The sequence below is a fragment of the Citrobacter sp. Cf116 genome, assembly GCF_030336505.1.
Lineage (GTDB): Bacteria > Pseudomonadota > Gammaproteobacteria > Enterobacterales > Enterobacteriaceae > Citrobacter > Citrobacter freundii.
The window spans coordinates 229274-255937 of the sequence record NZ_JAOWEQ010000024.1 but is presented as its reverse complement, the minus strand read 5'-3'; the positions used below and the strand labels follow the sequence as shown (position 1 = coordinate 255937).

Here is a 26664-nt window from a genome sequence, read left to right as displayed (position 1 = left end):
AAAAACAATAAATGTCGTCTGTTGCGCATTACTGTTTCATTTGGAACAACAATAGGGCATGAGAATGGATAAAATTCACGCAATGCAGTTGTTCATCCGCGTCGCAGAACTGGAGAGCTTTTCGCGTGCGGCAGACACCCTTGGTCTTCCTAAAGGTAGCGTATCGCGCCAAATCCAGGCCCTGGAAAATCATCTGGGCACGCAGTTGTTGCACCGCACTACCCGCCGCGTTCAGCTCACACAAGACGGTATGATCTATTACGAACGCGCAAAAGATTTGTTGAGCAATCTGGATGAGCTGGATGGACTATTTCATCACGATCCGTCCAGCATCAGCGGCAAGCTGCGCGTCGATATGCCGGTTGGCGTGGCGAGAAATCTGGTGATGCCCCGCTTACCCACTTTCTTGCATCAGTATCCCGGCCTTGAGCTCGAACTCAGCAGCAGCGACCGCCTGGTGGATCTGGTCCGCGAAGGTTTCGACTGTGTGGTACGCGTAGGCACGCTGAAAGATTCAGGGCTGATTGCGCGCCCACTGGGGAAACTCACGCAGATTAACTGCGCCAGCCCGCAGTACCTCGCCCGCTTTGGTTATCCGGAAAGCCTGGAGGATTTAGCTTCACATGCAGTGGTGCACTACTCGGTCAATTTGGGAACGCGTGCGCAAGGTTTCGAAGTGGCGACAGAAAACGGCACGCAATGGGTTAAAACCGGCGGTATGCTAACGGTAAACAGTACCGAAACCTATCACGCGGCATGCCTTGCCGGTCTGGGCATTATTCAGGTGCCGCGCGTTGGCGTGCGTGATGCCCTGCGCGCCGGTACGCTGGTCGAAGTGTTGCCGCAATATCGCGCCGAGCCAATGCCGGTCTCTTTGCTTTATCCGCATCGACGCAACCTCTCTCGCCGGGTACATCTGTTTATGGAATGGCTGACTGGCGTGATGAAAGACTATGTGGATTAGTCCATTTTTCAGGATGCGCCCCTGAGCAGGCTATAATGTCATGAGTGAAGAAAATAAGGACAACCGATCGGATGACGCAGGAACAAGACGCAAAACACCCTACGCCAGAACATAAACCATCCTCCGCCGCGCCGGAGAAAAACGCTAAAGCGAACCAGGCGCTGAAAACGGCTCTGACCTTCGCCGATAAAATTCAACGTCAGCCCATCATCGCCCATCTTATTCGTGCCGCAGAGCGGTTTAACGATCGTATGGGAAATCAGTTTGGCGCCGCCATTACCTACTTCTCGTTTCTCTCGATGATCCCGATCCTGATGGTGTCGTTTGCCGCCGCGGGTTTTATTCTCGCTTCGCACCCTACACTGTTGCAGGATATCTTCAGCAAGATTTTGTTGAACGTCAGCGATCCGACGCTCGCCTCTACGCTGAAAAACACCATTAATACCGCCGTACAGCAACGTACCACTGTAGGTCTGGTAGGGCTTGGCATCGCGCTCTATTCCGGCATTAACTGGATGGGAAACCTGCGCGAAGCGATTCGTGCTCAGTCGCGGGATGTCTGGGAGCGTACCCCACAGGATCAGGAAAAAATTTGGGTCAAATATCTGCGTGATTTTATCTCATTGATTGGCTTACTGGTTGCGCTGATTGTTACCCTGTCCATTACCTCTATCGCCGGTTCCGCCCAGCAGATGATTATCTCTGCGCTGTATCTCGACGGTATCGAATGGCTGAAGCCCGCCTGGCGGCTGATCGGCCTGACCATCTCTATTTTCGCCAACTACTTGCTGTTCTTCTGGATTTTCTGGCGGCTACCGCGTCACCGACCGCGTAAGAAAGCGCTCATACGCGGCACATTTATCGCGGCTCTGGGGTTTGAAGTCATCAAAATGATCATGACATATACCCTGCCGTCACTGGTGCAATCGCCGTCAGGCGCGGCGTTTGGTTCCGTGCTTGGATTGATGGCGTTCTTCTACTTCTTCGCTCGTCTGACTCTGTTTTGCGCTGCCTGGATTGCCACCGCAGAATACAAAGACGACCCACGTATGCCGGGGAAAACGCAGTAGCCACCGCCGGATTAGTTGTGAATTACCGGATGGCGTCGCACGCGTCTTATCCGGCCTACGGGTGAGTTTTGTAGGCCGGATAAGCGCAGCTCCATCCGGCAATTATAATGCCGCCCGATCTCACCGATTTAGTGAATAAATCCAACCCGTAACTTTTATTTAACCAAAAACCAGTTTTATCATCTAAGTTTTAAATTATGTGAAGCATTTCATGGAAGTGAAATCTCAAGCCTAAAAATTATCCCCTTTTTGCTCCATTTTTGACCATTCTCAAAGTTTGTTACAGATTGAAATGTCTCTTTTGCTGTGCGTAATATGACCTTTCGTTCGGCCAAAAATAAGAAAATATTATGCAAGCAACAGCCACAACACTCGACAACGAACAGGAACACACACCGGTCAACTCGCGCAATAAAGTCGTCGTCGCCTCGCTCATTGGCACCGCCATTGAGTTCTTCGACTTCTATATTTACGCCACCGCCGCGGTGATCGTGTTCCCGCATATCTTCTTCCCGCAGGGGGATCCGACTGCCGCGACGCTACAGTCCCTGGCGACTTTTGCTATCGCCTTTGTGGCACGACCGATCGGTTCTGCGGTATTCGGGCATTTCGGCGATCGCGTCGGCCGTAAAGTCACGCTGGTTGCCTCACTGCTCACCATGGGGATCTCGACGGTTGTGATTGGCCTGCTGCCGGGCTATGAAACAATCGGCATTTTCGCCCCCTTGCTGCTGGCGCTGGCGCGTTTTGGTCAGGGTTTAGGTCTGGGCGGTGAATGGGGCGGCGCGGCGTTGCTGGCGACGGAAAACGCACCACCGCGCAAACGCGCGCTGTACGGATCATTTCCGCAGTTGGGCGCGCCTATCGGCTTCTTCTTCGCCAATGGTACCTTTCTGCTGCTCTCCTGGCTGCTGACCGACGAGCAGTTCATGAGCTGGGGTTGGCGCGTACCGTTCATCTTCTCTGCGGTACTGGTGATTATCGGGCTGTACGTTCGCGTTTCGCTGCATGAATCCCCGGTCTTCGCCAAAGTAGCCGCGGCGAAAAAGCAGGTGAAAATCCCGCTGGGTACCCTGCTGACCAAACATGTTCGCGTGACGATCCTCGGCACGTTCATCATGCTGGCAACCTATACGCTGTTCTATATCATGACCGTCTATTCGATGACGTTCAGCACCGCAGCCGCGCCTGTAGGACTTGGCCTGCCGCGTAATGAAGTGTTGTGGATGCTGATGATGGCGGTGATTGGCTTTGGCGTCATGGTGCCGGTGGCGGGCCTGCTGGCCGACGCATTTGGTCGTCGCAAGAGCATGCTCATCATCACCACGCTTATCATTCTGTTTGCGCTGTTTGCCTTTAAACCACTGCTCGGCTCTGGCAATCCGGTGCTGGTTTTCGCCTTCCTGTTGCTGGGCTTAAGCCTGATGGGGCTGACATTTGGTCCGATGGGCGCGCTGCTGCCGGAGCTGTTCCCGACCGAAGTGCGCTACACGGGGGCGTCGTTCTCGTACAACGTTTCGTCGATTCTTGGTGCTTCCGTTGCCCCATACATCGCTGCATGGTTGCAGGCGAATTATGGTCTGGCGGCAGTCGGTACGTATCTGGCATCAATGGCGGCGTTAACGCTGATTGCGCTGCTGTTAACCCATGAGACACGGCATCAATCGCTGTAATTTGATGGCCTGATGGCGCTATGCTTATCAGGCCTACAAACTGCAATCCCCCGTAGGCCGGATAAGGTGTTTACACCTCATCCGGCGCTCTCATCACTTCTTCATCTGCGACAGGATTGTCCGGCACTGATTAGCATCCCCTTCAGAAGGTGAAATCAGCGCCAGCAGGGCCGCCGCTGGCGTCACCAGCGTTGCCAGCGCAGCAGCAACCGCACCGCGCGCAATCAGCGGTCCGGCCTTCACGCCTGCCTGCGGATTCTTAAAAGTACCGCGAACATACAACGGCGAACGCAGAGTAATAATACGAATCCCTTTGCTCTCCGGATCGATGGTTAAATCCAGTTGCTCCGACGCAAAGCTCGCCGTACCGGTGACATTAATGACTGCGTTTTCCGTATCAAAAGCAAAAATCTGCGGACGCGCCACGCCGTTAACAATATCCAGATTCGCCGCCGCGCAGTTCACCCGCACTTCGTCATCGCCAAATATCTGCCCGACAAGATAGTTCCCCAGATTCAAGCCCACAATTTCCATCAGATTCCGGCTGATCAAACCGTCATTCATCAGCAGTTTCAGGTTGCCATTGCTGTTACCCAACAGCGCCGCCACCGAGTTTCCGCTCCCACTAAACCTGGCGTCACCGTTCATTTCACCAAGCGTTTTTTGCATCAGTTCCACATCCGGCATCAGCGCTTTAAGCTTCAGGCGGCGAGCCTGGATATCCGCCTGCCCCCGCATCGGCTTTTTATCCCCTTCCAGATGGATGCTGGAAACAATGCTGCCTCCAGCAAGACCAAATTTCAGCGGTTGCAGACGCAGGTCGGCATTTTTCAGGATGATATGAGTGGAGAGATCGCTGATCGGTAGGCTACTGCCATGCTCAATACGCCGTCCTTTGAAACGCACGTCAGCGTCCATGACGTTCCATTTGTCAGTTTCAAAACGGTCATACGGCAACACCTTGTCCGCAGGCTGAACGCTCTTCTCACCTTTGCGCTGTTCAGATTGTTTTGCCCGTTCCGCCCCTTTGCCTGAATCCACCCCGATCAGCGGCCCCAAATCGGCCAGCCTCAGCTGGCGTGATTCCACATCGCCCTTCAGCATGGGTCGCGGCTTGCCGGTGGTGTAGGCCAGCGTTCCGTGAATATCGCTGTCGCCAATGCGGCCATTGAAATCGCGATAATCAAAAACAGAGGATTTTTCCGGGTCAATTTTCGCTACCAGACGTCCGTCGGTTTCAAACGGCGGCGTATCCGGAAGCAGCACGCCGGTCAAATCGTATAAATCCCCTAGCGAATCTCCCGAGAATTTAAGTCGTAGATCCGCCCCGCCCATGTTCATCGGATCGTTTATCGTGCCGATAAACGCTACGCGCGTATTGCCCGAACGGAAATCAGCCTGAATCGGGAAAGGCGTATCTTCACCACGCAGCGCCAGCATTCCGCCAATTTTTCCGCTACCGCTTAGCGGTTCGCCGTTATATCGCCCTTGCGCTTTCAGACCAAACACGTAGTCCTCGACGTGGGCGTTGCTCTCTTTACCTTTTGCGCCGGTCACTTCGCTAAAGGGCAACGGTTTGCCCAGCGGATCGACCAGGATCTCAATCTCCGACTTCGTCATCTTATCGTTAATGGCGATGCGTCCCTGGTCAAACAGAATGTTATCCAGCCGGAACGACCACGCGGATGGCGGCGCATTAGGATCGCGGTTTTCGTCCCCAGCTAAGTTAAAGGTCCAGTTATTGTTTTTCTCCGACAGGCGGATCAGCCGCGCATCGGGTTTGACCAGCTTGACCCACGGGAGCCAGACGGTTTTTGTCAGCAGTGCCAGTGGGGCGAGCGTAGCTTCAACACGCGGGAGATGCACCATGGTAACGTCAGGAATGTCTGGCGGGTTGCCGAGGATGATATCTTCAGCATGAACATGCGGCCACGGAACCCAGCTACGCCAGCCGGTTTCCTGCTTCTGGCGTTCCCAAACCACGCCCAGGTCACCCCGTATAGCAAAGGGCCGGTTGAGTTCTGTAGAGACTTTCTGGTTGATGGTCGGTTTGAGCCGGTTCCAGTCAAATGTCGCAATCACAATGATGAGTACGACGATCAACAACAAGAAAACCCCTATTACTGAAGTGGTTATTTTACCTGTTTTCGTCATGTCTAACCTCTCTACTTCCTTCCTTGCCTGTCCTAAAGATAGTCCAGCAGGATGAAAAGGAGGTGTTCTACGTCCTCATCAAAGCGACAGGATCACCTCTTCAAGCGTGTCCAGAGGCACTGGACGAGAGAGAAAATAGCCTTGCGCGGCAAAAGCTGGTGAGTTTTGCACATCACGCCACTCTTCCAGCGTTTCAACGCCTTCGACAATCACACCGCGGCAATAGCGGTTCATCAGCTGTAATAGTAGTGTGAAGAGATTACGTCCCTCCGGCGTCTTGCGCAGCATGACGAACAAGTCTCGCGCCACTTTGATATAGTCATAATTCACTTCACTAAGCGCCGAGAAGTTCGCCATTCCGGTACCAAAATCATCCAGCCAGAGCGGGCCAAACTCGCACATTGAGGCGAAGGACGACCCCTTCGGTAAGCGGATATGTTCCACTAGCTCAAAACGCAGCCACGGCAGGCCTTCAATGATTTTCAGGATTTCGGGATCCTGGCGCATCGCTATGAGCGTTGGTCCGTCGACGTTCACGGAAGCCAGCAGGTTGTTGGCTCTGAAAAAGTCCCCTTTCAGCTCAAGTTGAAGAAGTTGCTCTATCACCACATCAACACGATGTCGGACGGTTACTTCGGCAAAATAGCGGTCTGGCGCAATACGTTGGGATGGATTATCAGGATGGCTCACGACAGTCAGCAGTTCAACAGCCATCAGTCGTCCATTGGTCTGGTAAATTGGCTGGTAGGTGTAAGCACGCTCGCACTGCAGCCAATAGCGTCTCTCCTGCAAGTTTTCAATACTCGCATCGAGCGTAATGAGCTGCTGGGTAACCTGCTTTATCATCTGAGATGTCCTGTAAATAAGAGTGTGACTGACCGGACTCGTCAAAGGTTATCGGCGCTCAGACGCAGAACTTTACGTTCAGCTGTGCGCAAAAATAAAAACTAAGCGGCAAAAACAACGCAGAACACGTGCTGGCTCAAAAAAATAATGGAACGATGTTTTAATATAGTTGACCGCTTAACACCCACAGCGCACACTAACGCTAATTTTTTTCAGAGCAGGTTACGACTATGTCCAGAAAGATTGCCGTGATTGGCGAATGCATGATTGAGCTGTCACAGAAAGGCGCTGATGTTCAGCGCGGATTCGGTGGCGACACGTTGAATACATCCGTTTATATCGCCCGTCAGGTCGATGCTGCGGCACTTTCCGTACACTATGTGACTGCACTGGGTACCGACAGTTTTAGCCAACAAATGCTGGAGTCCTGGCAGGGTGAAAACGTGGATACCTCATTAACCCAGCGTATGGAAAACCGCCTGCCGGGTCTCTACTACATTGAGACCGACAGCACTGGCGAGCGCACCTTCTATTACTGGCGTAATGAAGCCGCCGCAAAATTCTGGCTGGAGAGCGAGCAGTCTGCAGCGATTTGCGAAGAGCTGGCGACATTTGATTACTTGTATCTGAGCGGAATCAGCCTGGCGATTTTAAGCCCGGCAAGTCGTGACAAGCTGCTGTCGTTGCTGCGTGAATGCCGTGCCAACGGTGGAAAGGTCATTTTTGATAATAACTACCGCCCGCGTCTGTGGAGCAGCAAAGAAGAAACCCAGCAGGTGTATCAGCAGATGCTGGAATGCACCAATATCGCATTCCTGACGCTGGACGATGAAGACGCGCTGTGGGGTGAAAAACCCGTTGCTGAGGTGATTGCCCGTACTCACGCAGCTGGTGTACAGGAAGTGGTTGTGAAGCGTGGCGCAGACTCTTGCCTGGTTTCCATCGCGGGCGAAGCGCTCATCGACGTTCCGGCCGTTAAATTGCCGAAAGAGAAGGTGATCGATACCACTGCGGCCGGAGACTCCTTCAGCGCCGGATATCTGGCGGTACGTCTGACCGGTGGCAATGCCGCTGATGCCGCAAAACGCGGCCACCTGACGGCAAGCACCGTGATTCAGCACCGCGGGGCGATTATCCCACGCGACGCTATGCCGCAATAACGTCGATTATCCGGTCTGCATACCGTAGGCCGGGCAAGCGAAGCGCCCCCGGCATCTCCAATGCCGGATGGCGGCGTAACCGTCTTATCCGGCCTACAGGTTATTGTACCGGCGGGATATCTGTCACTTCAGGGTGTGATTCATCCGTTTCAACAGATGTTGCCGCTGCGGTAACGGGCGCCATAATGCTATCCCACGTCGCCTGCAGATCCTTCATATTGAATTCAGGTTCACCCTTCGGCTGCAGCAGAATTAACGCCATATCTTGCGACAGCTGCTGTCGCAGGTCCTGATTCAGCATCTCAACACTCAGGCTGTTGAGGAAGCTCTGGCGTAAACGCTGATACTGTTCAGGCGCAATATCCACCACCTGATTTTGCAGCGAGCGCAAACGCTGGCTGATCAAAATATCGGTATCGGTACGACCATAGGTGGCAAACAGCTTCTGCAGTTCCAGATTCTTTTGCGCGACCAGCGCATTGAACTCTTCTTCCGGAAGTCCTTTATCACGCACTTTCGCCAGCTCACGCGCAACCGTACCCAGATTGGCGTTCAGCTTATCGTTTGGCGACTCAACGTTAATCGCACACTGCGCGCGCAGGAACAGCACCCGGCAGTCAAATCCGAGGCCAATGTCTTTGGCATTGTTTTTGGTTAGCTCTTGCTGAATGTGCCAGAATAGCGCCTCACGAGCTAAATCAGCGCGCCAGTAACGTAACAACGCGGCAGATTCACGGATCGGTTGCCACGGCATATCCCACATAATAGACAGGCGATCCTGGCGTACCGCATCAGTCATAATGCTTACGGCTTCTGCTCGCAGCGGAGAGAGCGTGGGTACCGGTGCAGGCGTTTCGCGTTTTCCTTTTAACTCGCCAAAGGTTTTATTGATTTGCTCAGCTACGCTGCGTGCATCAACGTTACCGACGATGATCAGCGTCATCGCGTCCGGGGTATACCATTTCTGGTAGAAAGACTGAATTTTCGCCGCATCTACAGGCGTTTTCAGCGGATCGGCGGGATCGTGCCCCAGCAGGGTCGATCCCTTCAGACGGTAACGCCACCACCCTTCTTTGGTATCTGACGGCCAGGTTGCAACCATATCTTCGCTGCTCAGCGCATGATTGACCGTTTCAGAGGTGATGCTCAGATTGCCGGAGATATTCGCCAGGTAAGAAAGTGACTCTTTCAGTAGATCGTTACGGCTGTTTGGCAGACTGAGGTTGTACAACGTGGAATCATAGGAAACGATAACCGGCGGCATGGGACGTTTGGGATCGAACCCCTGCTGCCACAATGAACGGGCTTGCGTGGCATCGAGGCCACCGCTTTGCGTCAGCGCGATACGTGGGATCGCATGGCTGAAACCACTCTGTTGCGTACTTTCGGTGAGTGAACCGGTATTAACCAGCAGGCGGACCTCAATACGGTCGCTGGGGCGCTGGGGAGTGGCTAACACTTGCCACTGTAGACCATTTGCCAGCGTACCCTGTTGCCACGCCGGGTCAGGCTGGAGCGCATCTGCCTGCACATAGCCGGCAGTGGCCATCATCAGCAAGCCGCCCGCTAAAAGTCGAATTTTTGTGCCCTGCATGTGAACCCCTGATCAACTATCCTGGAAATAAAAAGACAGCCCGCAAACGGACTCTCTGAATATGACGTTAAAAACACTTCGTGTTAGACCGCGAGAACATAAAAATGTCACGGAAGAAGTGAAAAAATCCCGAGCCGCCGAATCGACGGTTTCAGGCACAGGGGGTAATTATGCGCAAACGCCCGCAGTCCTGGAAGGGAATACGGGCATAAGTGACGAGATTAAGAGGATATTTCGTGCGTTTTGCCATCCGGCGCACGATTATTCAGCACATCGTCCAACTTTTTATGGTCCAGTTCTTTGACCCATTTAGCGACGACGACAGTTGCCACACCGTTGCCGACCAGGTTAGTCAGCGCACGTGCTTCAGACATAAAGCGGTCAATACCAAGAATCAGTGCCAGACCCGCAACCGGCAAATGGCCCACCGCAGAGATCGTCGCGGCCAGAACAATGAAGCCACTCCCGGTCACACCCGCTGCACCTTTTGAGGAGAGCAGGAGCACCACCAACAGGGTTATCTGATGGAAGATATCCATATGGCTGTTGGTTGCCTGAGCGATAAACACCGCCGCCATCGTCAGATAGATTGATGTCCCATCAAGGTTAAACGAGTAGCCCGTGGGTATAACCAACCCGACAACCGACTTCCGGCAGCCCAGTTTTTCCATCTTATCGAGCATACGCGGCAGCGCGGATTCAGAAGAAGACGTACCCAGTACGATCAGCAGTTCTTCACGGATATAGCGGATGAATTTGAAAATGCTGAAGCCGGTTGCGCGAGCAATGGAGCCCAGAACCACAACCACAAACAGAATACAGGTGATGTAGAAGCAGATTATCAGCTGACCCAGTTGCACCAGCGTTCCGACGCCATATTTACCGATGGTAAAGGCCATGGCCCCGAAAGCACCGATCGGCGCCAGGCGCATGATCATATTGATGATGCCGAAAATAACCTGCGAGAAGCTTTCAATCACGTTGAAAATCATCTGGCCTTTGCTGCCCAGACGGTGCAGCGCAAAACCAAACATTACCGCAAACAGTAATACCTGCAGGATGTTACCGCTGGCGAACGCGCCAATCACGCTACCCGGGATAATATCCATCAGGAAGCCTACGATCCCCTGGTCTTTTGCCTGTTCAGCGTAAATGGCAACCGCTTTAGCGTCCAGCGTCGCCGGATCGACGTTCATTCCGGCACCGGGTTGCACCACGTTGACGATGATAAGGCCGATGATCAGCGCAATCGTACTGACAATTTCAAAATAGAGCAGTGCAACCGCACCGGTGCGGCCTACTGCTTTCATACTTTCCATGCCTGCAATGCCGGTCACGACAGTACAGAAGATGACAGGTGCGATGACCATCTTGATGAGCTTAACGAAAGCATCACCAAGCGGCTTCATTTGGGCGCCTAATTCAGGGTAGTAATGGCCAAGGAGAATACCAATGGCAATTGCTGTCAGGACCTGAAAGTAAAGGCTTTTGAATATAGAGGTCTTCATAGGGTGTCCTTAAAGTAAAAACCACAGGTCTTGTAAGGTTTTGTTTAACCTGCGGCCTTAAAGTAACACCCACTCAACATGACAGAAATGCACCTGGATCATAATTGATACAAAAATGTTAAAAATTTTGAGCTGGCTCGCACAAGCGAGACCTTTTTTAACTTTTGTAATCAGCGCTTTCCGGTGCCAGATAACGTTCTTCAAAGATATTTGCCGGAACGGGTCGGGCAAACAGGAATCCTTGCGCCACTTCCACCCCGGCTTTTGATAACCATTCGCGTTGCGCTTCGGTTTCAACGCCTTCGGCGATCATCTGCAAGTTCAGGCTATGTGCCAGCTGAATGATGGCGGAGATCATGCTGCAATCTTCGGGCACGCCATCGACAAACATCTTATCGATTTTGAGTACATCCACCGGCAGCGACTTCATATGCTGTAGCTGTCGCAGACCCGCATACCCCATGCCAAAGTCGTCCAGGGCGATGCGCACGCCCGCGTTGCGCAGCGGTCGCAAAATGGCCACTGCGGCGTGGGGATCGTCAATATGCCGGCTTTCAGTCACTTCCAGAATCAATGTGCCTGGCTTAATGCGATAGCGCGTCAACAGCTCCAGCAGATCAGACACCATACTTGGGTGCATCAACTGGAGAGCGGATAAATTCACCGAGAGCGGCAGCATGAGACCGCGTTCTTGCCAGGCTGACAGCTGGCGGCATGTTTCTTCCAGCACCCAATAACCGACGGTCACCATCAGACCACAAGACTCAATTCTGTCGATTAACCCTTCCGGCAGCTCCCAGCTACCGTCCGGCTGCTGCATCCGCAATAATGCTTCTGCGCTCAATACCTTGCCGCTGGACATCTCTACCTGGGGCTGCATCCAGAGCGCAAATTGCTGGTTATCCATGGCGGTTAAAATATCGTTCTCTTGGGTTAAACGCTGCTGCGCCTCTTCCATCTGCAACGGATCAAAGAACTGAATTTGGTTTTTACCTTTATGACGCGACGTTAACACGGCTGACAGGGCGCGGCGGTAGAGCTGCTCTGCGGTTAAATCACCATAAAACATCGCCACCCCAATGTTGCAGGTAGGACGTAGTTGAATACCCTGAATCGGTAACCGCTCATTCACGATAGTGAGTACTTGCTGACCTAGCGTAATAGCGTGCCAGGGTTCTTTTACACCATGGGCGATAATGGCAAAGTCATAGCCACTCACCTGGGTAAGCACCATCCTGGGAGCCAATACCGACTTCAGTTTTTCGACCAGCGTAAGTAACAGGATTTCTCGCTGGGTTTCGGTTAACACCCCCGCGGTGTCACGTAGGGTTTCGCAAGTGACAATCATCAGCGCCGTCGTCTGTTGGCGGGTAACAACCTGCTCCAGCAGCCCCATTAAAAACGACTTATTGGGCAGTTCGGAAACCGGGAAACGCATTGCAAAGTCGCTTTGCTCTTCGCTATGTCGCTGAATCAACTGCTGATTAAGATTGTAGCTACGTACCAACATACCAATCTCATCATCCTGATGTAGACGCGGCAATGCCAGTTGATAACCAATCAGGTCCTGCTGCTGAATGTCGTTCAGCTCACGGGCAATTTTACGTAAGGGGTGCACAATCAAGCGGTTAATGCACCAGGAGATGGCGACGGTCAGTATTAGCGACAAAAGTAAGTAAATGGTCACTAACGTCGAGAGCGTACTCATCACGAATTTGTACATGCGGTACGAATCCGCCTGCAGCACCAGATACGCCAGCGGTTGTGGGTTAGCGGAACGTTCAAGAGAATAGATCGGCAGCGAAATTTGTACCGGAAGCTCAAACAGGCGGGTCACCGTAACCGGAACCGGACGTTCGGGTATAAAGCTCATCCGCAGCGCCTGGAACTGATTAGGCAGCACCACATCGGCGCGACTTACCACGCCTGCTGGCCGAATACTTCTTAAAATAGCTTCCGCTTCGGGAATATCCCCTTTCAGGATAGTGTTCGACAGAGGTTCACGAACGGAGCGAGCGATACTTTCCAGTTGCGTAGCCGTGTTATAGCGGTTTTGCTGGACCAGATGGAACAACAAAACGGTGCAAAAAATAAAAACGAACACCATAACAACGGCCGCAACCATTGCCATCTGCTTAATTGTTAACGAGCGACTGACACGCAAACTGACTCTCCACGGATAGACGAAACTGCCGTCAGAGTATACCCGATCGTAGCGGTATTAAGAGAGGCGGTATCTGAAAACTTCCCAGCGTGCATTATCGCGACAGGATAGGCACCTGGCGACGAGATTTATCTGCATTTAAGCCGAAAAAGGCCGCAAGGTTAGCCCCTGCGGCCTGGTTCGGGCGCATGTTGCCATTACGGCAGGCAGACGCCCACAAAGTGCATTACTTCCTGTTACGCAGCCAGTTCACAATCAAGCTGGCAATAATGCCAGCGATAATTGGAGCCGCTAAATCGTGCCAGAAAGCCACGCCTAACTGTGCGAGCGTCATATAGCCGCCTGTGTTGCAATGGCAACTGTTCGCGGCTATTCTTAACTTGTCTGGAGTCAAGTTAGCCCCCGTTTTGTTGCCAGGTTTATACCGAACAACGTGCGGGGGTTTTCTCTTTCCAGCAACCTATGCCGCCGGGGATCAAGCCCCCGCAACATCGCGCCTCACCGGGTTAACCCGGCTTGCTGCTGATTCTACGGTAACACTTCCGTCTCATCACCCCGGAGTGATCCAGTCTGCGTAAAGCCTCGCAATTACGGCTTAATAAATCCGCCAATCGCTGGAAAGTTTCTTGCCAACTGGCAACTTTCCTGACGGCCATCCGCACGATAAAACTAATAACATATTGATATCTATTAGTTTATTTTCTGGCACAGCGATTGCTATATGACTGTGAGCTGTTCTGTTCCGAATCAAAGGAGATATCATGTCTGACTGTCGTACTTACGGATTCAACACCCAGATCGTTCACGCGGGGCAACAACCCGACCCTTCAACTGGCGCGCTCAGTACGCCTATTTTCCAGACTTCAACGTTTGTTTTTGACAGCGCCGAACAAGGTGCCGCCCGCTTTGCGCTCGAAGAGTCCGGGTACATTTACACCCGCTTGGGTAACCCTACCACTGATGCGCTGGAGAAAAAGCTGGCGGTACTGGAAAGAGGTGAAGCCGGGCTGGCTACCGCGTCCGGTATTTCTGCTATCACCACAACGCTGTTGACGCTTTGTCAGCAGGGTGACCATATCGTTTCCGCCAGCGCGATTTACGGTTGTACCCACGCGTTTTTGTCGCACAGCATGCCGAAGTTTGGGATTAACGTCAGCTTTGTCGACGCCGCGAAACCGGAAGAAATCCGCGCCGCCATGCGCCCGGAAACCAAAGTTGTGTATATCGAAACGCCCGCTAACCCGACGTTGTCGCTGGTCGACATTGAAACGGTAGCCGGTATCGCCCATCAGCAAGGCGCATTGCTGGTGGTGGATAACACCTTTATGTCGCCGTACTGTCAGCAGCCTTTGCAACTGGGCGCGGATATTGTGGTGCACAGCGTCACCAAATATATCAACGGTCACGGGGATGTGATTGGCGGCATCATTGTTGGTAAGCAGGAGTTTATCGACCAGGCGCGGTTTGTTGGCCTGAAAGATATCACCGGCGGCTGCATGAGTCCTTTCAATGCGTGGTTGACGCTGCGCGGCGTTAAAACGCTGGGCATTCGTATGGAGCGTCACTGTGAAAATGCGCTGAAAATCGCCCGCTTCCTCGAAGGGCATCCGTCCATTACCCGGGTGTATTATCCAGGCCTGTCATCGCATCCGCAGTATGAGCTGGGCCAGCGACAAATGAGCCTGCCAGGTGGAATTATCAGCTTCGAAATCGCCGGCGGCCTCGAGGCTGGCAGACGGATGATCAATTCTGTAGAATTATGCCTCCTCGCGGTCAGTCTCGGTGATACCGAAACCCTCATTCAGCACCCAGCGTCTATGACACATTCGCCCGTTGCGCCAGAGGAACGGCTTAAAGCAGGTATTACCGACGGGCTTATCCGTCTTTCTGTGGGTCTTGAAGATCCAGAAGATATTATTAACGACCTTGAACACGCCATCAGAAAGGCAACATTCTGACCAATATGGCCTGAACCGACGCCGTTCGGTTCAGGTTGTTGAGAATCAAGGCACAACAGTCTGGCAATACGCGCAATCCTCTTTCGGGGAGAACGTGTATTTTGGGCAGGGGGTTCTATGCAGGACAACACATTACAATTAAGCAACAATACAGCAACCGCCGTACCATTCTCAAAAAAAATACCGTTTACGAAATACGATTTTGGCTGGGTATTACTGTGCATAGGCATGGCCATTGGTGCCGGAACGGTACTGATGCCGGTACAAATTGGCTTAACCGGCATTTGGGTATTTATCGTCGCCTTTATTATTGCTTATCCGGCAACTTATATTGTGCAGGATATTTATTTAAAAACATTATCAGAAAGTGAAACCTGTAATGACTACACGGATATTATCAGTCATTATCTGGGAAAAAACTGGGGCGTATTTCTTGGCGTCATCTATTTTCTGATGATTATTCACGGCATATTTATTTATTCCTTATCCGTGGTTTTTGACAGCGCCTCATATATCAAAACCTTCGGCTTGACCGAGTCCGATCTTTCACAGTCGATAATCTACAAAGTGGCCATTTTTGCCGTGCTGGTCGCCATTGCTTCCGGGGGAGAAAAACTGCTATTCAAAATCTCCGGCCCGATGGTAGTGGTCAAAGTGGGTATCATCATCGTATTTGGTTTTGCGATGGTTCCGCACTGGAACTTCGCTAATATCAGCGCCTTCCCTGAAGCCTCGGTGTTCTTTCGCGATGTGCTGCTGACTATCCCGTTCTGCTTCTTCTCCGCGGTGTTTATTCAGGTGTTGAACCCTATGAACATCGCCTACCGCAAACGGGTGGCGGACCGGGTACTGGCCACACGTATGGCTATACGCACGCATCGGATCAGTTACATTACGCTGATAGCGGTCATCCTGTTTTTCTCTTTTTCTTTTACCTTTTCCATTAGCCATGAAGAAGCCGTTTCGGCCTTCGAACAAAATATTTCCGCACTGGCGCTGGCGGCACAGGTCATTCCGGGACAGATTATTCATATCACCTCAACGGTATTAAATATCTTCGCCGTATTAACCGCGTTCTTTGGTATTTATTTGGGATTCCACGAGGCGATCAAAGGAATTATTCTTAACGTACTGAGCCGCGTTATTGACGTGGAAAAAATTAATCCTCTGGTGCTTACGCTGGGTATTTGTACCTTTATTGTTATCACCCTGGTGATTTGGGTATCATTTCGCGTGTCAGTACTGGTGTTCTTCCAGTTAGGCAGCCCGCTGTACGGGATTGTGTCGTGTATTATTCCGTTTTTCCTGATCTATAAAGTCACACAGCTGGAAAAACTACGCGGGCTGAAAACCTGGCTAATCCTGTTGTACGGGATCCTGCTGTGCCTATCGCCATTACTGAAGCTGATTGAATAACCCGCGTAAACTGCGCCGTCAGCTCCTGGCGGCGCTTAGCTCACACTCTCCAATTGATAGCTGCGAATTTTATTCAGTACCGTGGTATGTGATACCCCCAGCGCTTTGGCGATATGCCGCGACGACACATTCTCTTCCATCATCTGTTCAATAAGCTGGCGTTCCGCATACAAAACCTGCTCTTTAAAAGGACGTTCTGTCGGGCCTTGCTCAGCGGCGGGCAAATTCACCATCCCTAATTCTTCGGGCGTAATGACATCGGATTCCGCCATTAGCATCAGACGAATAATGGTATTTTCCAGTTCGCGCACGTTTCCCGGCCAGCTGTGATGGTGCAAGGCATCAAAACAAGCTTTATCCAGAATGATCCGCCGCTGGAATTCCTTTGCGTATTTCTGCACAAAGTGGCGAATCAACAGACTGATATCCTGCGGACGCTCCCGCAAGGGCGGAATAGTCAGGGAAAGTACATTGATGCGGTAATAGAGATCGGCGCGCAGCAGACGTTGTTCCACCATATCTTCCAGATTGGCGTTGGTTGCCACAATAATGCGTACATTAACCGGAATAATTTGCGCCCCGCCAACGCGACGGATCCCACCATCCTGCAGGACGCGCAATAATTTAGCCTGTAAGCCCAGCGACATTTCACCAAACTCATCGAGAAAAAGGGTGCCTTTATCGGCCATTTCAAACAGCCCTTTTTTGCCTTTACAATCCGCGCCGCTAAAAGCCCCTTTCTCATAGCCAAAGAATTCACTCTCCATAAGCGACTCAGGTAGTGCAGAGCAGTTGACCGGAATAAACGGATAAAAACGTCGCTGCCCGGAATTATGGATAGCCCGGGCCAGCAGCTCTTTGCCGGTACCCGTATCGCCACGGATCAGAACGGTATATTTGCTGTCAGCAATTTTTATCGCCTTTTCGATAAGCGCGTGCATGCTCTGGCTGCTGCAAATAATGTCAGAGAAATAACGCGGGCGTTCCGGCTCCGGCGTTGATAGCTCGCTTATCTCCTCACAGAGGTAAGCGACATTAATAATATCGGCGCGCTGGCTTAAACAGGATTGCACACAGGAAATATCCTGTAGCTGGCGGCACCAGGATTTAATCAGGATCCGTCCAGGTGTGACTTTCATGGAGATGATATTGATATCGCAGCAGGAAAATTCCTTCAGGACATCCTCAACCATCGACAGACGATCAATTGTTTTAATATCCCAGCGTATCGTGACCACATTTGCTCCTGATAGTTAGCAACTGCGAAATAGATATTTCTGTGACGAGAGGAAACCTGACTACATTTTAGACTCTGTGGAATAATGTTCTGCCAGAGGACTCACATTGTGGACGGAAAAACAAAATATAAAAAAACCGGAGCACAAGGCTCCGGTTATTGGGTCATAACCCACGTTTATTGCTGTGGGTTTTCGTCCTGGTCAACAGCGAAACAGGCCACCAGCTGACCGCCATAGTCTTTTAACTGTGGCTGAAGCTGAGTACACGGACCAAAGCGACGGCGGCAACGGGCGTTGAATGCGCAGCCTGGTGGCGGATTCAGCGGGCTTGGCAGCTCACCGGTCAGCTTGATACGCTCGCGGCGATCGTCCGGGTTCAGGCGCGGCGTTGCGGAGAGTAGCGCCTGAGTGTACGGATGCCGTGGATTATTGAAAATCTGATCCTTGGTTCCTTTTTCCACACAGCGGCCTAAATACATCACCATCACTTCATCGGCAATGTGCTCTACCACCGACAGGTCGTGCGAGATAAAGACGTATGACAGCCCCAGTTCCTGTTGCAAGTCCATCATCAGGTTCAGCACCTGCGCACGTACGGAAACGTCCAGCGCCGAGACCGGTTCGTCGGCAATCACCACATCCGGGTCAAGCATCAGACCGCGGGCAATGGCGATACGCTGACGCTGGCCGCCGGAGAACATATGCGGATAGCGGTCGTAGTGCTCGGTTTTCAGTCCCACTTTCGCCATCATCGCCAGCGCTTTTTCACGGCGCTCCTCTTTGCTGAGCGTGGAGTTGATCAGCAACGGCTCTTCCAGAATCTGCCCTACTTTTTTACGCGGGTTCAGGGAACCATAGGGGTTCTGGAACACTATCTGGATTTTCTGCCGACGCAGCTTCTGCGCCTGCGGGTCATGCTTGAGTAAATCCTGACCTTGGTAATACAGCTCACCGCCAGTCGGGATTTCAATCATCGTCAGCAGACGGCCAAGGGTGGATTTCCCACAGCCCGACTCACCTACCACCGCCAGCGTTTTACCGCGCTCCAGAGTAAAGGAAACGCCATCCAGCGCTTTCACCAGGCGTTCCGGGGCGAACATGCCCTTCTTCACCGGGTAGTGTTTTTTCAGGTCAATTGCCTGCAACAGCGGCTGTTGCGCGGCGGCCTTTTGCGTACTCATAGCCCAGGCCTCCCGGCATCATCAAGTGGGTAGTGGCATTTCGACTGACGACCGCCTTCCAGCAGGTTCAGTTCAGGTTCTTCAGCGCGGCATTTGTCGGTCGCATAGGGGCAGCGTGGATTCAGCAAACAGCCGCTCGGGCGGTCATATTTACCGGGAACCACGCCCGGCAGTGAGGCCAGACGCGCTTTGTCCTGAGCAAACTCCGGCAGCGCGCGCAGCAGCGCCTGGGTGTAAGGATGACGCGGCGCGCGGAAGATATCCTGCGCGGCCCCGGTTTCCACTACCTGCCCAGCGTACATCACGATGATTTTGTGTGCCGCTTCAGCCACCAGCGCCAGATCGTGCGTGATTAAGACCAGCGCCATGTTCTCTTTTTGCTGCAATTCCAGCAGTAGCTCGATGATCTGCGCCTGAATGGTCACATCCAGCGCCGTTGTCGGTTCATCTGCAATCAGCAGCTTCGGACGACAGGCAATTGCCATCGCGATCATCACGCGCTGACTCATCCCACCGGACAACTGGTGCGGATAGACATCCAGACGCGAGGCCGGATCGGGGATCCCCACCAGCGTCAGCAGGTCAATTGCCCGCTGAATACGCGTTTTTTTGTTGCCGCCCTGGTGCACCTTGATGGCTTCCATAATCTGGTAGCCGACGGTGTAGCAGGGGTTAAGACTGGTCATCGGGTCCTGGAAGATCATTGCCACTTCCGCACCCACCAGTTGGCGACGCTCTTTCTCAGAGATGCGCTTCAGGTCGCGACCATTAAACTCCAGATTTTCGGCCATAACGCGGCCAGGGTAGTCAATCAGTCCCATAATCGCCAGCGAGCTGACGGACTTACCAGAACCAGACTCCCCAACAATGCCAACCACTTCCCCCTGATTCACACTGTAGCTAATGCGGTCTACGGCGCGGAATTCGGAACCTACGTCGCCGAAATGCACCGATAATTTATCTACATTTAATAACGCCATCTCGAACCTCTTACTGCTTCAGTTTGGGATCGAGCGCGTCGCGCAGACCGTCACCCATCAGGTTAAATGCCAGCACCGTCAACAGGATCGCCAGCCCCGGGAAGGTCACGACCCACCAGGCGCTTTGGGCAAACTGCAGAACGTCAGAGAGCATGGTGCCCCATTCCGGCGTAGGCGGCTGTGCGCCCATCCCCAGGAAGCCGAGGGCAGCCATATCGAGAATGGCGTTAGAGAAGCCAAGCGACGCCTGAACAATCAGCGGCGCAAGACAGTTAGGCAGAATATTGACGAACATTTGGCGCATCGCGCCGGCTCCCGCCACGCGGGATGCGGTGACGTAGTCGCGGTTAACTTCCACCAGCACAGCGGCGCGCGTCAGACGCACATAGTGCGGCAATGCTACAAACGTCAGCGCCAGCGCAGCGTTGCCTATCGAGGGACCAAATACCGCCACCAGCACCAGCGCCAGTAACAGGCTCGGCAATGCCAGCATGATATCGACCACACGCATGATGACGTTATCGACAATTCCACCAAAGTAGCCAGCGATCAGCCCAAGAACCACGCCCATCAGCAGGGAGAGTACAACCACCAGACAGCCAACCAACAGCGACAGACGCGCACCGTACATCAGGCGGGACAGCACGTCGCGGCCCACATCATCAGTACCAAACAGATGCGCCATGGTACCGCCTTCCTGCCACGCAGGAGGAGCTAGTAGCGTATCGCGGAACTGGTCTGCCGGGTTGTAGGGTGCAAGGACGTTGGCAAAGACCGCAATCAGGATCATCACCACAACGTACACCAGCCCAACAACCGCACCTTTGTTGCGTTTAAAATAGTGCCAGAACTCCTGCAGCGGCGTCATCGGCACCGGTGCAGCAATAACTTTGTTTTCAGTAACCTGTGACATGATGGCCCCTTACTTCTTATGCCGAATACGCGGGTTCACCACGCCATACAGCAGGTCTACCAGCAGGTTGACGAGGATAATCATCGTCGCGACCAGCAGTACCCCGCCCTGCACTACCGGATAATCACGGCGTTGCAGCGCATCGATCAGCCAGCGTCCCAGCCCCGGCCACGAGAAGATAGTCTCGGTCAGGATTGCCCCAGCCAGCAACGTACCAACCTGCAGGCCGATAACGGTGACAACGGGCAGCATCGCGTTACGCAGAGCGTGAATGATGATGACGCGCATACGGGTCAAACCTTTAGCGCGCGCGGTACGAATGTAATCCTCACCCAGCACTTCCAGCATCGATGAACGGGTCATACGCACAATGACCGCCAGAGGTATAGTGCCCAGCACCATTGCCGGTAGGACCATATGCGCCAACGCATCGATAAAGTTGCCCTCTTCACCCCAGATGGCGGTGTCGATCAGCATAAAACCGGTCAGCGGATTGGAATCATCAAGGAACACCATGTCGCTCACCCGCCCAGAAACTGGCGTCAGGTTCCACTGCACGGAAACCAGCATGATCAGCATCATGCCCCACCAGAAAATCGGCATGGAGTAACCGGTCAGCGCCAGGCCAACGGCGGTATGATCGAAAATGGAGCCGCGCTTAACGGCAGCAAGTACACCCACCGGGATACCCACTGAGACGGCGAAAATCATCGCGCAGACGCCGAGTTCCAGCGTGGCTTTGAATCGAGGTACGAACTCTTCCCACACCGGTAAGCGGCTTTTCAGTGAGATACCTAAATCGCCATGCATAACCCCCCAGATATAGTGGAGGTACTGCTGCCACATCGGCTTATCCAGACCGAGTTCAGCCAACAGTTGAGCATGACGCTCAGGGGAGATCCCACGTTCACCTGCCATGATCATAACCGGATCGCCGGGGATCATATGGACGAAGGCAAAGGTGAGAAGAGTGATACCGATAAACGTGGGGATGACGAGTCCCAAACGTCGGAGAATGAACTGCAACATAACCCGGATTCTCTCTAATGACGCACGGCCTGGAACCGTGAGTCTGTATTGCTCACAAATCTTATCCCACGCAAACTGCATCGCGGGTAAAGCATTACGCCGGAGGGCGCTGCGCTTATCCGGCCTACACAATACCGGGGCGCAGCGCTTCCTTAATTGCTTTTAATTATTCGACAGAGACGTTTTCGAAGTGGTGTTTGCCTAATGGATCAACCACATAGCCTTTCACTTCTTTACGCACTGGTTCGTACACGGTGGAGTGAGCAACAATCAGAGCCGGAGCCTGATCGTGCATAACAACCTGAGCTTGCTTGTACAGTTCAATACGTTTGTTGTGATCGTCGGTCGCACGCGCCGGTTGGATCAGGTCTTCAAACGGTTTGTAGCACCAGCGAGAGTAGTTGGAGCCGTCTTTCGCTGCCGCACAGCTGAACAGGGTGGCGAAGAAGTTGTCCGGATCCCCGTTGTCACCGGTCCAACCCATCATCACCGCCTGATGTTCACCCGCTTTGGCGCGTTTCAGATACTCGCCCCACTCGTAGGTCACAATCTTGGCCTGAACGCCAATTTTCGCCCAGTCAGCCTGAACCATTTCCGCCATACGACGTGCGTTCGGGTTATATGGACGCTGTACCGGCATAGCCCACAGCTCAACGGTAAAGCCTTTGTCCTGACCGGCTTCCTTCAACAGCGCTTTGGCTTTCTCAGGATCGTAGGTGTAGTCTTTAACGTCGTCGTTATAGCCCCACATGGTCGGTGGGATCAGGTTTTTCGCGGCAACGCCAGCACCCTGATAAACCGCTTTGATGATCGCTTCTTTGTTTACCGCGTAGGTCAGCGCCTGACGGACTTTCACATCATCAAACGGTTTCTTCTCGGTGTTGAAAGAGAGGTAGCCAACGTTCAGACCGGCCTGCTCCATCAGGTTGATATTTTTATCCTGCTTCATGCGCGCGATGTCAGCCGGGTTCGGGTACGGCATCACCTGGCACTCGTTCTTCTGCAGTTTGGCGTAACGCACAGAAGCGTCAGGCGTAATGGAGAAGACCAGACGGTCGATCTGCGGCTTAGTGCCCCAGTAACCTTCGAATGCTTTATACAGAATACGAGAGTCTTTCTGGTACTGCTGCAGCTGGAACGGACCGGTACCGATTGGGTTCAGATCCACTTTCTCCGGGGAACCGGCTTTCAGCATGTTGTCCGCATATTCTTTGGAAAGAATAGAAGCGAAGTCCATCGCCAGGTCAGCCAGGAACGGTGCTTCCGGGCGAGTCAGTACGAACTGAACGGTTTTATCATCCACTTTTTTCACTTCGGAGATCAGGTCTGGCAGACCCATCCCTTCGAAGTATTCATAGCTGCCGCCAGAAACTTTATGGTACGGGTTCTGGGCGTTTTTCTGACGATCGAAAGAGAACACCACGTCATCGGCGTTTAAATCGCGCGTCGGTTTGAAATCTTTGTTGTCCTGCCACTTCACGCCAGGGCGAAGGTGGAAGGTATAGGTTTTACCGTCTTCGCTGATTTCCCACTTCTCAGCAAGGCCCGGGATCACTTCAGTTGTGCCGGTTTTGAACTCGACCAGGCGGTTATAGATCGGCACGGAGCTGGCATCATAGGTGGTACCAGAGGTGAAAAGCTGCGGGTTAAAGCCTTCAGGAGATCCTTCTGAACAATAAACCAGAGTTTTAGCCTGTACGCTTGCTGCGACGGTCATAGCCACCAGGCTCAGACCAAGCTTCAGCATCCCTGACTTCTTCAAGGAAATACTCATTCTTCTGCTCCAAATGTGATGTTTGTTGTTTTACCCTTTGCAATGGGTTTGCACCGCCTGGCCTTTTTTGTTTTTTACCCGGCCGGGTCAGCGTTAAGAGGATGGGGATTCCGTTCACATAAGCGACTGAGTTGCAGTGCGGATTCTCCATGAAATGCCCCTCATACCCTACAATCTGTCAACAGAATGTGAAAACGTCAATACAGGTAACCGCGATTTACACCAACGGTGAGAATTGGCAAACAAAGATTAAAAAAAGTGCAAGCGGGTATTTTCAGCAGGGAAATTTGTGCTACGCGCACTATGCCAGAATAAACATCTTCATACTTCGCAACATTTGGAGATTAACATTTATGCAATTTATTCAAATTTTCCCAATGAATGCTGCATATCTGAGCGATTAATGCCATGAACGTTAAAACGCACAGCGGAAAATGCCAGCACCAGCCATAAGTAGCGCAAAAAAAGTTTCAAGCAAACATAAAAAAAGGCAATGGAATATGTCACAGAATCGTTAACTGTCAGTGGGAAGTGATGCACAATTTTTGCAGATAAAAGGAAGGTCAAAGGTGGGGTTGGAATAACGCCATACACGCCGGGATGAAACTGAGTCTGTAGGCCGGATAAGGCAAAAAACCCTGCTCGTTGAGCAGGGTTTTAAATTTGGTCGGTGATAGAGGATTACTCGCCACTACGTGGCTCGCCCTGCGGGCCGTTGCTGACGCAACGTTCTCTCGCTACGCTCGAGTCGAACCTCTTACCCCCGGAGGTTCTCATCCTCCTGGGCTATAAAGCAAAAAAACCTGCTCGTTGAGCAGGGTTTTAAATTTGGTCGGTGATAGAGGATTACTCGCCACTACGTGACTCGCCCTGCGGGCCGTTGCTGACGCAACGTTCTCTCGCTACGCTCGAGTCGAACCTCTTACCCCCGGAGGTTCTCATCCTCTTGGGCTATAAAGCAAAAAACCCTGCTCGTTGAGCAGGGTTTTAAAATTGGTCGGTGATAGAGGATTCGAACCTCCGACCCCTTCGTCCCGAACGAAGTGCGCTACCAGGCTGCGCCAATCACCGAATGCGGGGCGCATCTTACTGCTCAGCCGCGCGCCCGTCAATCCCTTAGTATCAAAATGCCATTTGATCGGCGAGAAAGTCAGCAGCTCTGTTACTGGGCTGTAACCTTCTTCGCGTCCGGGATACGACACCAGTTGTTATTCTCGTTAATCCCCCCATTTGGCGAGGTATAACCAAGGCAACCCAGAACGGTATCGTACAATTCCACATGACGACGCGGCACCTTCATCTCAGCTTCTTGCTTCAGGTGCGCAAACGCCTTCGCATGGTCAGGGTCTTCCAGATATTTGTCAGACATCCACACCATCATAGGAACGCGGAACTGCTCAGGCGGCGCCATTTTACGCGGCGTTCCGTGCAGGTGCTCACGTTCGTTAATTGACTCACCGTGATCGGCGGCGTAGAACACAATCGCTTTCTTATCGCGCAATTGATCAAACACTTTGGTAATAAAGTGATCAACGTAGGTTACCGAATTATCAAATGAATTAATCATCTCAGCTTTCGAGCAGCCACTATCCACGTTGACACACTCCGGCTTCCACTGTGCATATTCGCGGGTGTAGCGCTGGGTGTAGTTAAAATGCGAGCCCTTGGTGTGCAGAATAATCAGACGCTTTTCGCCATCATCAGTCTTCTGTAAAGATTGCTGCATCTCATTAATCAGCAGCATATCGTCAACGTTTTTGCCACGGTTACGCGGCTCAGCGCCAATCTGCTCACGATAGGCAATGTTCTCTGCCATAGTATTGCTGTAGAACCACATCTCGCTTTGCATCGCGTAAAGATCGGTCTTGAACCCTAACTGGCCGAGCACAGAAAAGACGTTTTGTTCTTTCAGAGTACGCTGCGGGTTTTCTTCCGCCCCGCCCTCGCGCACAAACATACAGCGCAGCGAAAGTTTAGTCGCCGTATCACAGGAATATCCTCGGAACGCGGCCAGATTTTTCTCCTGGGCGAGCCTTGGCGTGGTATTGCGCTCATAGCCAAAAATCCCCATATGATCCCAGCGGGTCGTTTCGCCAATAATAAAGACCACGTAGGTGTCGTCGAGGTTTTTGGGCGCAACATAGGTAAACTTCTTCGCCGGGTTCATCAGCGATTTGTTGTCTGAGGATTCATCCACCTGTGCCCAGGCGTACAAACCCAGCGCAGAGAGCCAGTTTGACGGCAGATAGGAATTCGCCACAACCCCACCATAGCTGGGTAAATCGATTCCTGTTTCTCGCTCAACGCTTCTCTGTTGCATGCTCAGCAAGCGAATCGGCGCCCATACCATCAGGCCAGCCAACAATACCACCGCCACGCTACGCCATCTCATGCCAGGCGTGCGGATCTGTTTCATCAGGGTATAGCGGCAGCGATTACTCCAAATCAGAACCAACGGTAAAATGCTGACCGAAACCAGCCACACGATAAAATGCCAGCCAACAACTTCTTTCGATAAATCAATATCCGTTGTCATTACGGAGGCAATAATACCGTAGCCAATGACCACGTTCAGGAAGGTCATGTAATAGCTGGCGCCGGCAGAGCAGAGCACCACAAACGTTGCCAGTACACGCCAGGCGCGTCGGCCAAATAAAGAGAGAATACGGAGTAAAAAGAAGGTCACCAGCACAGTGCCAGCTAATTCAACAACCGCAGAGAGTCCTTTCCAGACGGTAAACTCGTGCGCATATCCGCTAAAACGACGGAAAAACACAGCGCAATTCATAAAAAGACCGATATAGATCGCCAGCAAGAAACTCAGTTTCTGCTGCGTCATCGATTTGATATATCTCATGCAAACAAACCCTGGAGGAAGGGATAAAAACACCCTGCGCAAAAGCCTGTCAGGCCATACAGGGGAAAAGTGCGACAAATGCAGATAATAAGACAATTCTACAGCGCAGGTAAGTAGACCACAGGAGGGAAGAAAAGTGCTTATAGAGAATGCAAACGGCGCATATATTTTTGTAAATATATGCG

The 26664-nt window shown here is 52.4% G+C and carries 20 protein-coding genes, 1 tRNA gene and 2 other RNA genes; 6 read left to right on the top strand and 17 right to left on the bottom strand.

The features are described 5' to 3' along the window. Positions 1-64 precede the first annotated feature (64 nt). The 3 genes from OGV74_RS02425 (at position 65) to OGV74_RS02415 (ending at position 3707) form a co-directional block, all read left to right on the top strand. A complete protein-coding gene (locus tag OGV74_RS02425; protein WP_003837759.1) occupies positions 65-964 on the top strand; it encodes a LysR family transcriptional regulator in 900 nt (299 codons plus the stop codon). Positions 965-1035: 71 nt separating this feature from the next. Then, the gene (yhjD, locus tag OGV74_RS02420; RefSeq protein ID WP_086504660.1) at positions 1036-2034 is read left to right on the top strand and encodes an inner membrane protein YhjD; all 999 of its coding nucleotides are present in this window, start codon (positions 1036-1038) and stop codon (positions 2032-2034) included. Between the two features lie 350 nt (positions 2035-2384). Beyond that, on the top strand, positions 2385-3707 hold the full coding sequence (locus tag OGV74_RS02415; RefSeq protein WP_003023312.1) for an MFS transporter: 1323 nt from the start codon (positions 2385-2387) through the stop codon (positions 3705-3707). Between the two features lie 93 nt (positions 3708-3800). Here OGV74_RS02415 and OGV74_RS02410 read toward each other — a convergent pair whose 3' ends face one another. Continuing rightward, entirely contained in the window at positions 3801-5861 is a 2061-nt protein-coding gene (locus OGV74_RS02410; RefSeq protein ID WP_003846134.1) for an AsmA family protein, read from the bottom strand. A 78-nt stretch (positions 5862-5939) separates the two neighbouring features. Further along, complete coding sequence (gene pdeH, locus OGV74_RS02405) at positions 5940-6707, bottom strand: cyclic-guanylate-specific phosphodiesterase (protein ID WP_003023308.1); 768 nt, start codon at positions 6705-6707, stop codon at positions 5940-5942. A gap of 230 nt (positions 6708-6937) precedes the next feature. On the opposite strand from pdeH, the gene kdgK reads away from it, so the two are divergent. After that, positions 6938-7867, top strand: a complete 930-nt coding sequence (kdgK, locus tag OGV74_RS02400; RefSeq protein WP_003846131.1) for a 2-dehydro-3-deoxygluconokinase — start codon at positions 6938-6940, stop codon at positions 7865-7867. Positions 7868-7967: 100 nt separating this feature from the next. On the opposite strand, the gene OGV74_RS02395 is transcribed toward kdgK, so the two are convergent. The 4 genes from OGV74_RS02395 to OGV74_RS02380 form a co-directional block, all read right to left on the bottom strand. Further along, positions 7968-9461 (bottom strand): M16 family metallopeptidase, encoded by a 1494-nt coding sequence (locus tag OGV74_RS02395; protein WP_032950476.1) that lies wholly within the window; start codon positions 9459-9461, stop codon positions 7968-7970. A 221-nt stretch (positions 9462-9682) separates the two neighbouring features. Then, positions 9683-10969 carry a C4-dicarboxylate transporter DctC gene (gene dctA / locus OGV74_RS02390; protein WP_003023301.1) on the bottom strand — a complete coding sequence of 429 codons (1287 nt, stop codon included), beginning with the start codon at positions 10967-10969 and terminating at the stop codon, positions 9683-9685. 157 nt (positions 10970-11126) lie between these two features. Further along, entirely contained in the window at positions 11127-13133 is a 2007-nt protein-coding gene (gene hmsP, locus OGV74_RS02385) for a biofilm formation regulator HmsP (protein ID WP_071687011.1), read from the bottom strand. A gap of 226 nt (positions 13134-13359) precedes the next feature. Beyond that, positions 13360-13467, bottom strand: coding sequence for a type I toxin-antitoxin system toxin Ldr family protein (locus OGV74_RS02380; protein ID WP_003023297.1), 108 nt, complete (start codon positions 13465-13467; stop codon positions 13360-13362). Positions 13468-13894: 427 nt separating this feature from the next. On the opposite strand from OGV74_RS02380, the gene megL reads away from it, so the two are divergent. Both megL and OGV74_RS02370 read left to right on the top strand, forming a co-directional pair. Continuing rightward, entirely contained in the window at positions 13895-15091 is a 1197-nt protein-coding gene (megL, locus tag OGV74_RS02375; RefSeq protein WP_003023295.1) for a methionine gamma-lyase, read from the top strand. A gap of 117 nt (positions 15092-15208) precedes the next feature. Further along, the gene (locus OGV74_RS02370; RefSeq protein ID WP_016151142.1) at positions 15209-16507 is read left to right on the top strand and encodes an aromatic amino acid transport family protein; all 1299 of its coding nucleotides are present in this window, start codon (positions 15209-15211) and stop codon (positions 16505-16507) included. Between the two features lie 35 nt (positions 16508-16542). Here the strand turns inward: OGV74_RS02370 and OGV74_RS02365 are convergent, their stop codons facing one another. The 11 genes from OGV74_RS02365 to eptB form a co-directional block, all read right to left on the bottom strand. After that, positions 16543-17745: a sigma-54 interaction domain-containing protein gene (locus tag OGV74_RS02365; protein ID WP_003024321.1), complete on the bottom strand. Its 1203-nt coding sequence runs from the start codon at positions 17743-17745 to the stop codon at positions 16543-16545. A 176-nt stretch (positions 17746-17921) separates the two neighbouring features. Further along, the gene (gene dppF / locus OGV74_RS02360) at positions 17922-18926 is read right to left on the bottom strand and encodes a dipeptide ABC transporter ATP-binding subunit DppF (protein ID WP_003024319.1); all 1005 of its coding nucleotides are present in this window, start codon (positions 18924-18926) and stop codon (positions 17922-17924) included. Continuing rightward, positions 18923-19906, bottom strand: coding sequence for a dipeptide ABC transporter ATP-binding protein (dppD, locus tag OGV74_RS02355; RefSeq protein ID WP_003024317.1), 984 nt, complete (start codon positions 19904-19906; stop codon positions 18923-18925). The genes dppF and dppD overlap by 4 nt, the downstream gene beginning before the upstream one ends. Positions 19907-19916: 10 nt before the next feature. Continuing rightward, complete coding sequence (gene dppC / locus OGV74_RS02350) at positions 19917-20819, bottom strand: dipeptide ABC transporter permease DppC (RefSeq protein WP_003024315.1); 903 nt, start codon at positions 20817-20819, stop codon at positions 19917-19919. A gap of 9 nt (positions 20820-20828) precedes the next feature. Beyond that, positions 20829-21848 carry a dipeptide ABC transporter permease DppB gene (dppB, locus tag OGV74_RS02345; RefSeq protein WP_003024312.1) on the bottom strand — a complete coding sequence of 340 codons (1020 nt, stop codon included), beginning with the start codon at positions 21846-21848 and terminating at the stop codon, positions 20829-20831. Positions 21849-22014: 166 nt separating this feature from the next. After that, positions 22015-23622, bottom strand: a complete 1608-nt coding sequence (gene dppA, locus OGV74_RS02340; RefSeq protein ID WP_032937213.1) for a dipeptide ABC transporter periplasmic-binding protein DppA — start codon at positions 23620-23622, stop codon at positions 22015-22017. Next, complete coding sequence (locus tag OGV74_RS02335) at positions 23537-23773, bottom strand: hypothetical protein (RefSeq protein ID WP_127674029.1); 237 nt, start codon at positions 23771-23773, stop codon at positions 23537-23539. Before OGV74_RS02335 ends, dppA begins: the two co-directional genes overlap by 86 nt. A 513-nt stretch (positions 23774-24286) precedes the next feature. After that, positions 24287-24420, bottom strand: a non-coding RNA gene (locus OGV74_RS02330) — RtT sRNA. A gap of 31 nt (positions 24421-24451) precedes the next feature. After that, positions 24452-24585: non-coding RNA, RtT sRNA (locus tag OGV74_RS02325), on the bottom strand. Between the two features lie 31 nt (positions 24586-24616). Continuing rightward, positions 24617-24693, bottom strand: a tRNA-Pro gene (locus OGV74_RS02320). A gap of 91 nt (positions 24694-24784) precedes the next feature. Next, positions 24785-26479 (bottom strand): kdo(2)-lipid A phosphoethanolamine 7''-transferase, encoded by a 1695-nt coding sequence (gene eptB, locus OGV74_RS02315; RefSeq protein ID WP_061547448.1) that lies wholly within the window; start codon positions 26477-26479, stop codon positions 24785-24787. Positions 26480-26664 lie beyond the last annotated feature (185 nt).

Coding starts and splice junctions, on each gene's coding strand:
- OGV74_RS02425 (WP_003837759.1), top strand. CDS start 65: ATGGATAAAATTCACGCAATGCAGTTGTTCATCCGCGTCGCAGAACTG.
- yhjD (WP_086504660.1), top strand. CDS start 1,036: ATGACGCAGGAACAAGACGCAAAACACCCTACGCCAGAACATAAACCA.
- OGV74_RS02415 (WP_003023312.1), top strand. CDS start 2,385: ATGCAAGCAACAGCCACAACACTCGACAACGAACAGGAACACACACCG.
- OGV74_RS02410 (WP_003846134.1), bottom strand. CDS start 5,861: ATGACGAAAACAGGTAAAATAACCACTTCAGTAATAGGGGTTTTCTTG.
- pdeH (WP_003023308.1), bottom strand. CDS start 6,707: ATGATAAAGCAGGTTACCCAGCAGCTCATTACGCTCGATGCGAGTATT.
- kdgK (WP_003846131.1), top strand. CDS start 6,938: ATGTCCAGAAAGATTGCCGTGATTGGCGAATGCATGATTGAGCTGTCA.
- OGV74_RS02395 (WP_032950476.1), bottom strand. CDS start 9,461: ATGCAGGGCACAAAAATTCGACTTTTAGCGGGCGGCTTGCTGATGATG.
- dctA (WP_003023301.1), bottom strand. CDS start 10,969: ATGAAGACCTCTATATTCAAAAGCCTTTACTTTCAGGTCCTGACAGCA.
- OGV74_RS02380 (WP_003023297.1), bottom strand. CDS start 13,467: ATGACGCTCGCACAGTTAGGCGTGGCTTTCTGGCACGATTTAGCGGCT.
- megL (WP_003023295.1), top strand. CDS start 13,895: ATGTCTGACTGTCGTACTTACGGATTCAACACCCAGATCGTTCACGCG.
- OGV74_RS02370 (WP_016151142.1), top strand. CDS start 15,209: ATGCAGGACAACACATTACAATTAAGCAACAATACAGCAACCGCCGTA.
- dppF (WP_003024319.1), bottom strand. CDS start 18,926: ATGAGTACGCAAAAGGCCGCCGCGCAACAGCCGCTGTTGCAGGCAATT.
- dppD (WP_003024317.1), bottom strand. CDS start 19,906: ATGGCGTTATTAAATGTAGATAAATTATCGGTGCATTTCGGCGACGTA.
- dppC (WP_003024315.1), bottom strand. CDS start 20,819: ATGTCACAGGTTACTGAAAACAAAGTTATTGCTGCACCGGTGCCGATG.
- dppB (WP_003024312.1), bottom strand. CDS start 21,848: ATGTTGCAGTTCATTCTCCGACGTTTGGGACTCGTCATCCCCACGTTT.
- dppA (WP_032937213.1), bottom strand. CDS start 23,622: ATGAGTATTTCCTTGAAGAAGTCAGGGATGCTGAAGCTTGGTCTGAGC.
- OGV74_RS02335 (WP_127674029.1), bottom strand. CDS start 23,773: ATGGAGAATCCGCACTGCAACTCAGTCGCTTATGTGAACGGAATCCCC.
- eptB (WP_061547448.1), bottom strand. CDS start 26,479: ATGAGATATATCAAATCGATGACGCAGCAGAAACTGAGTTTCTTGCTG.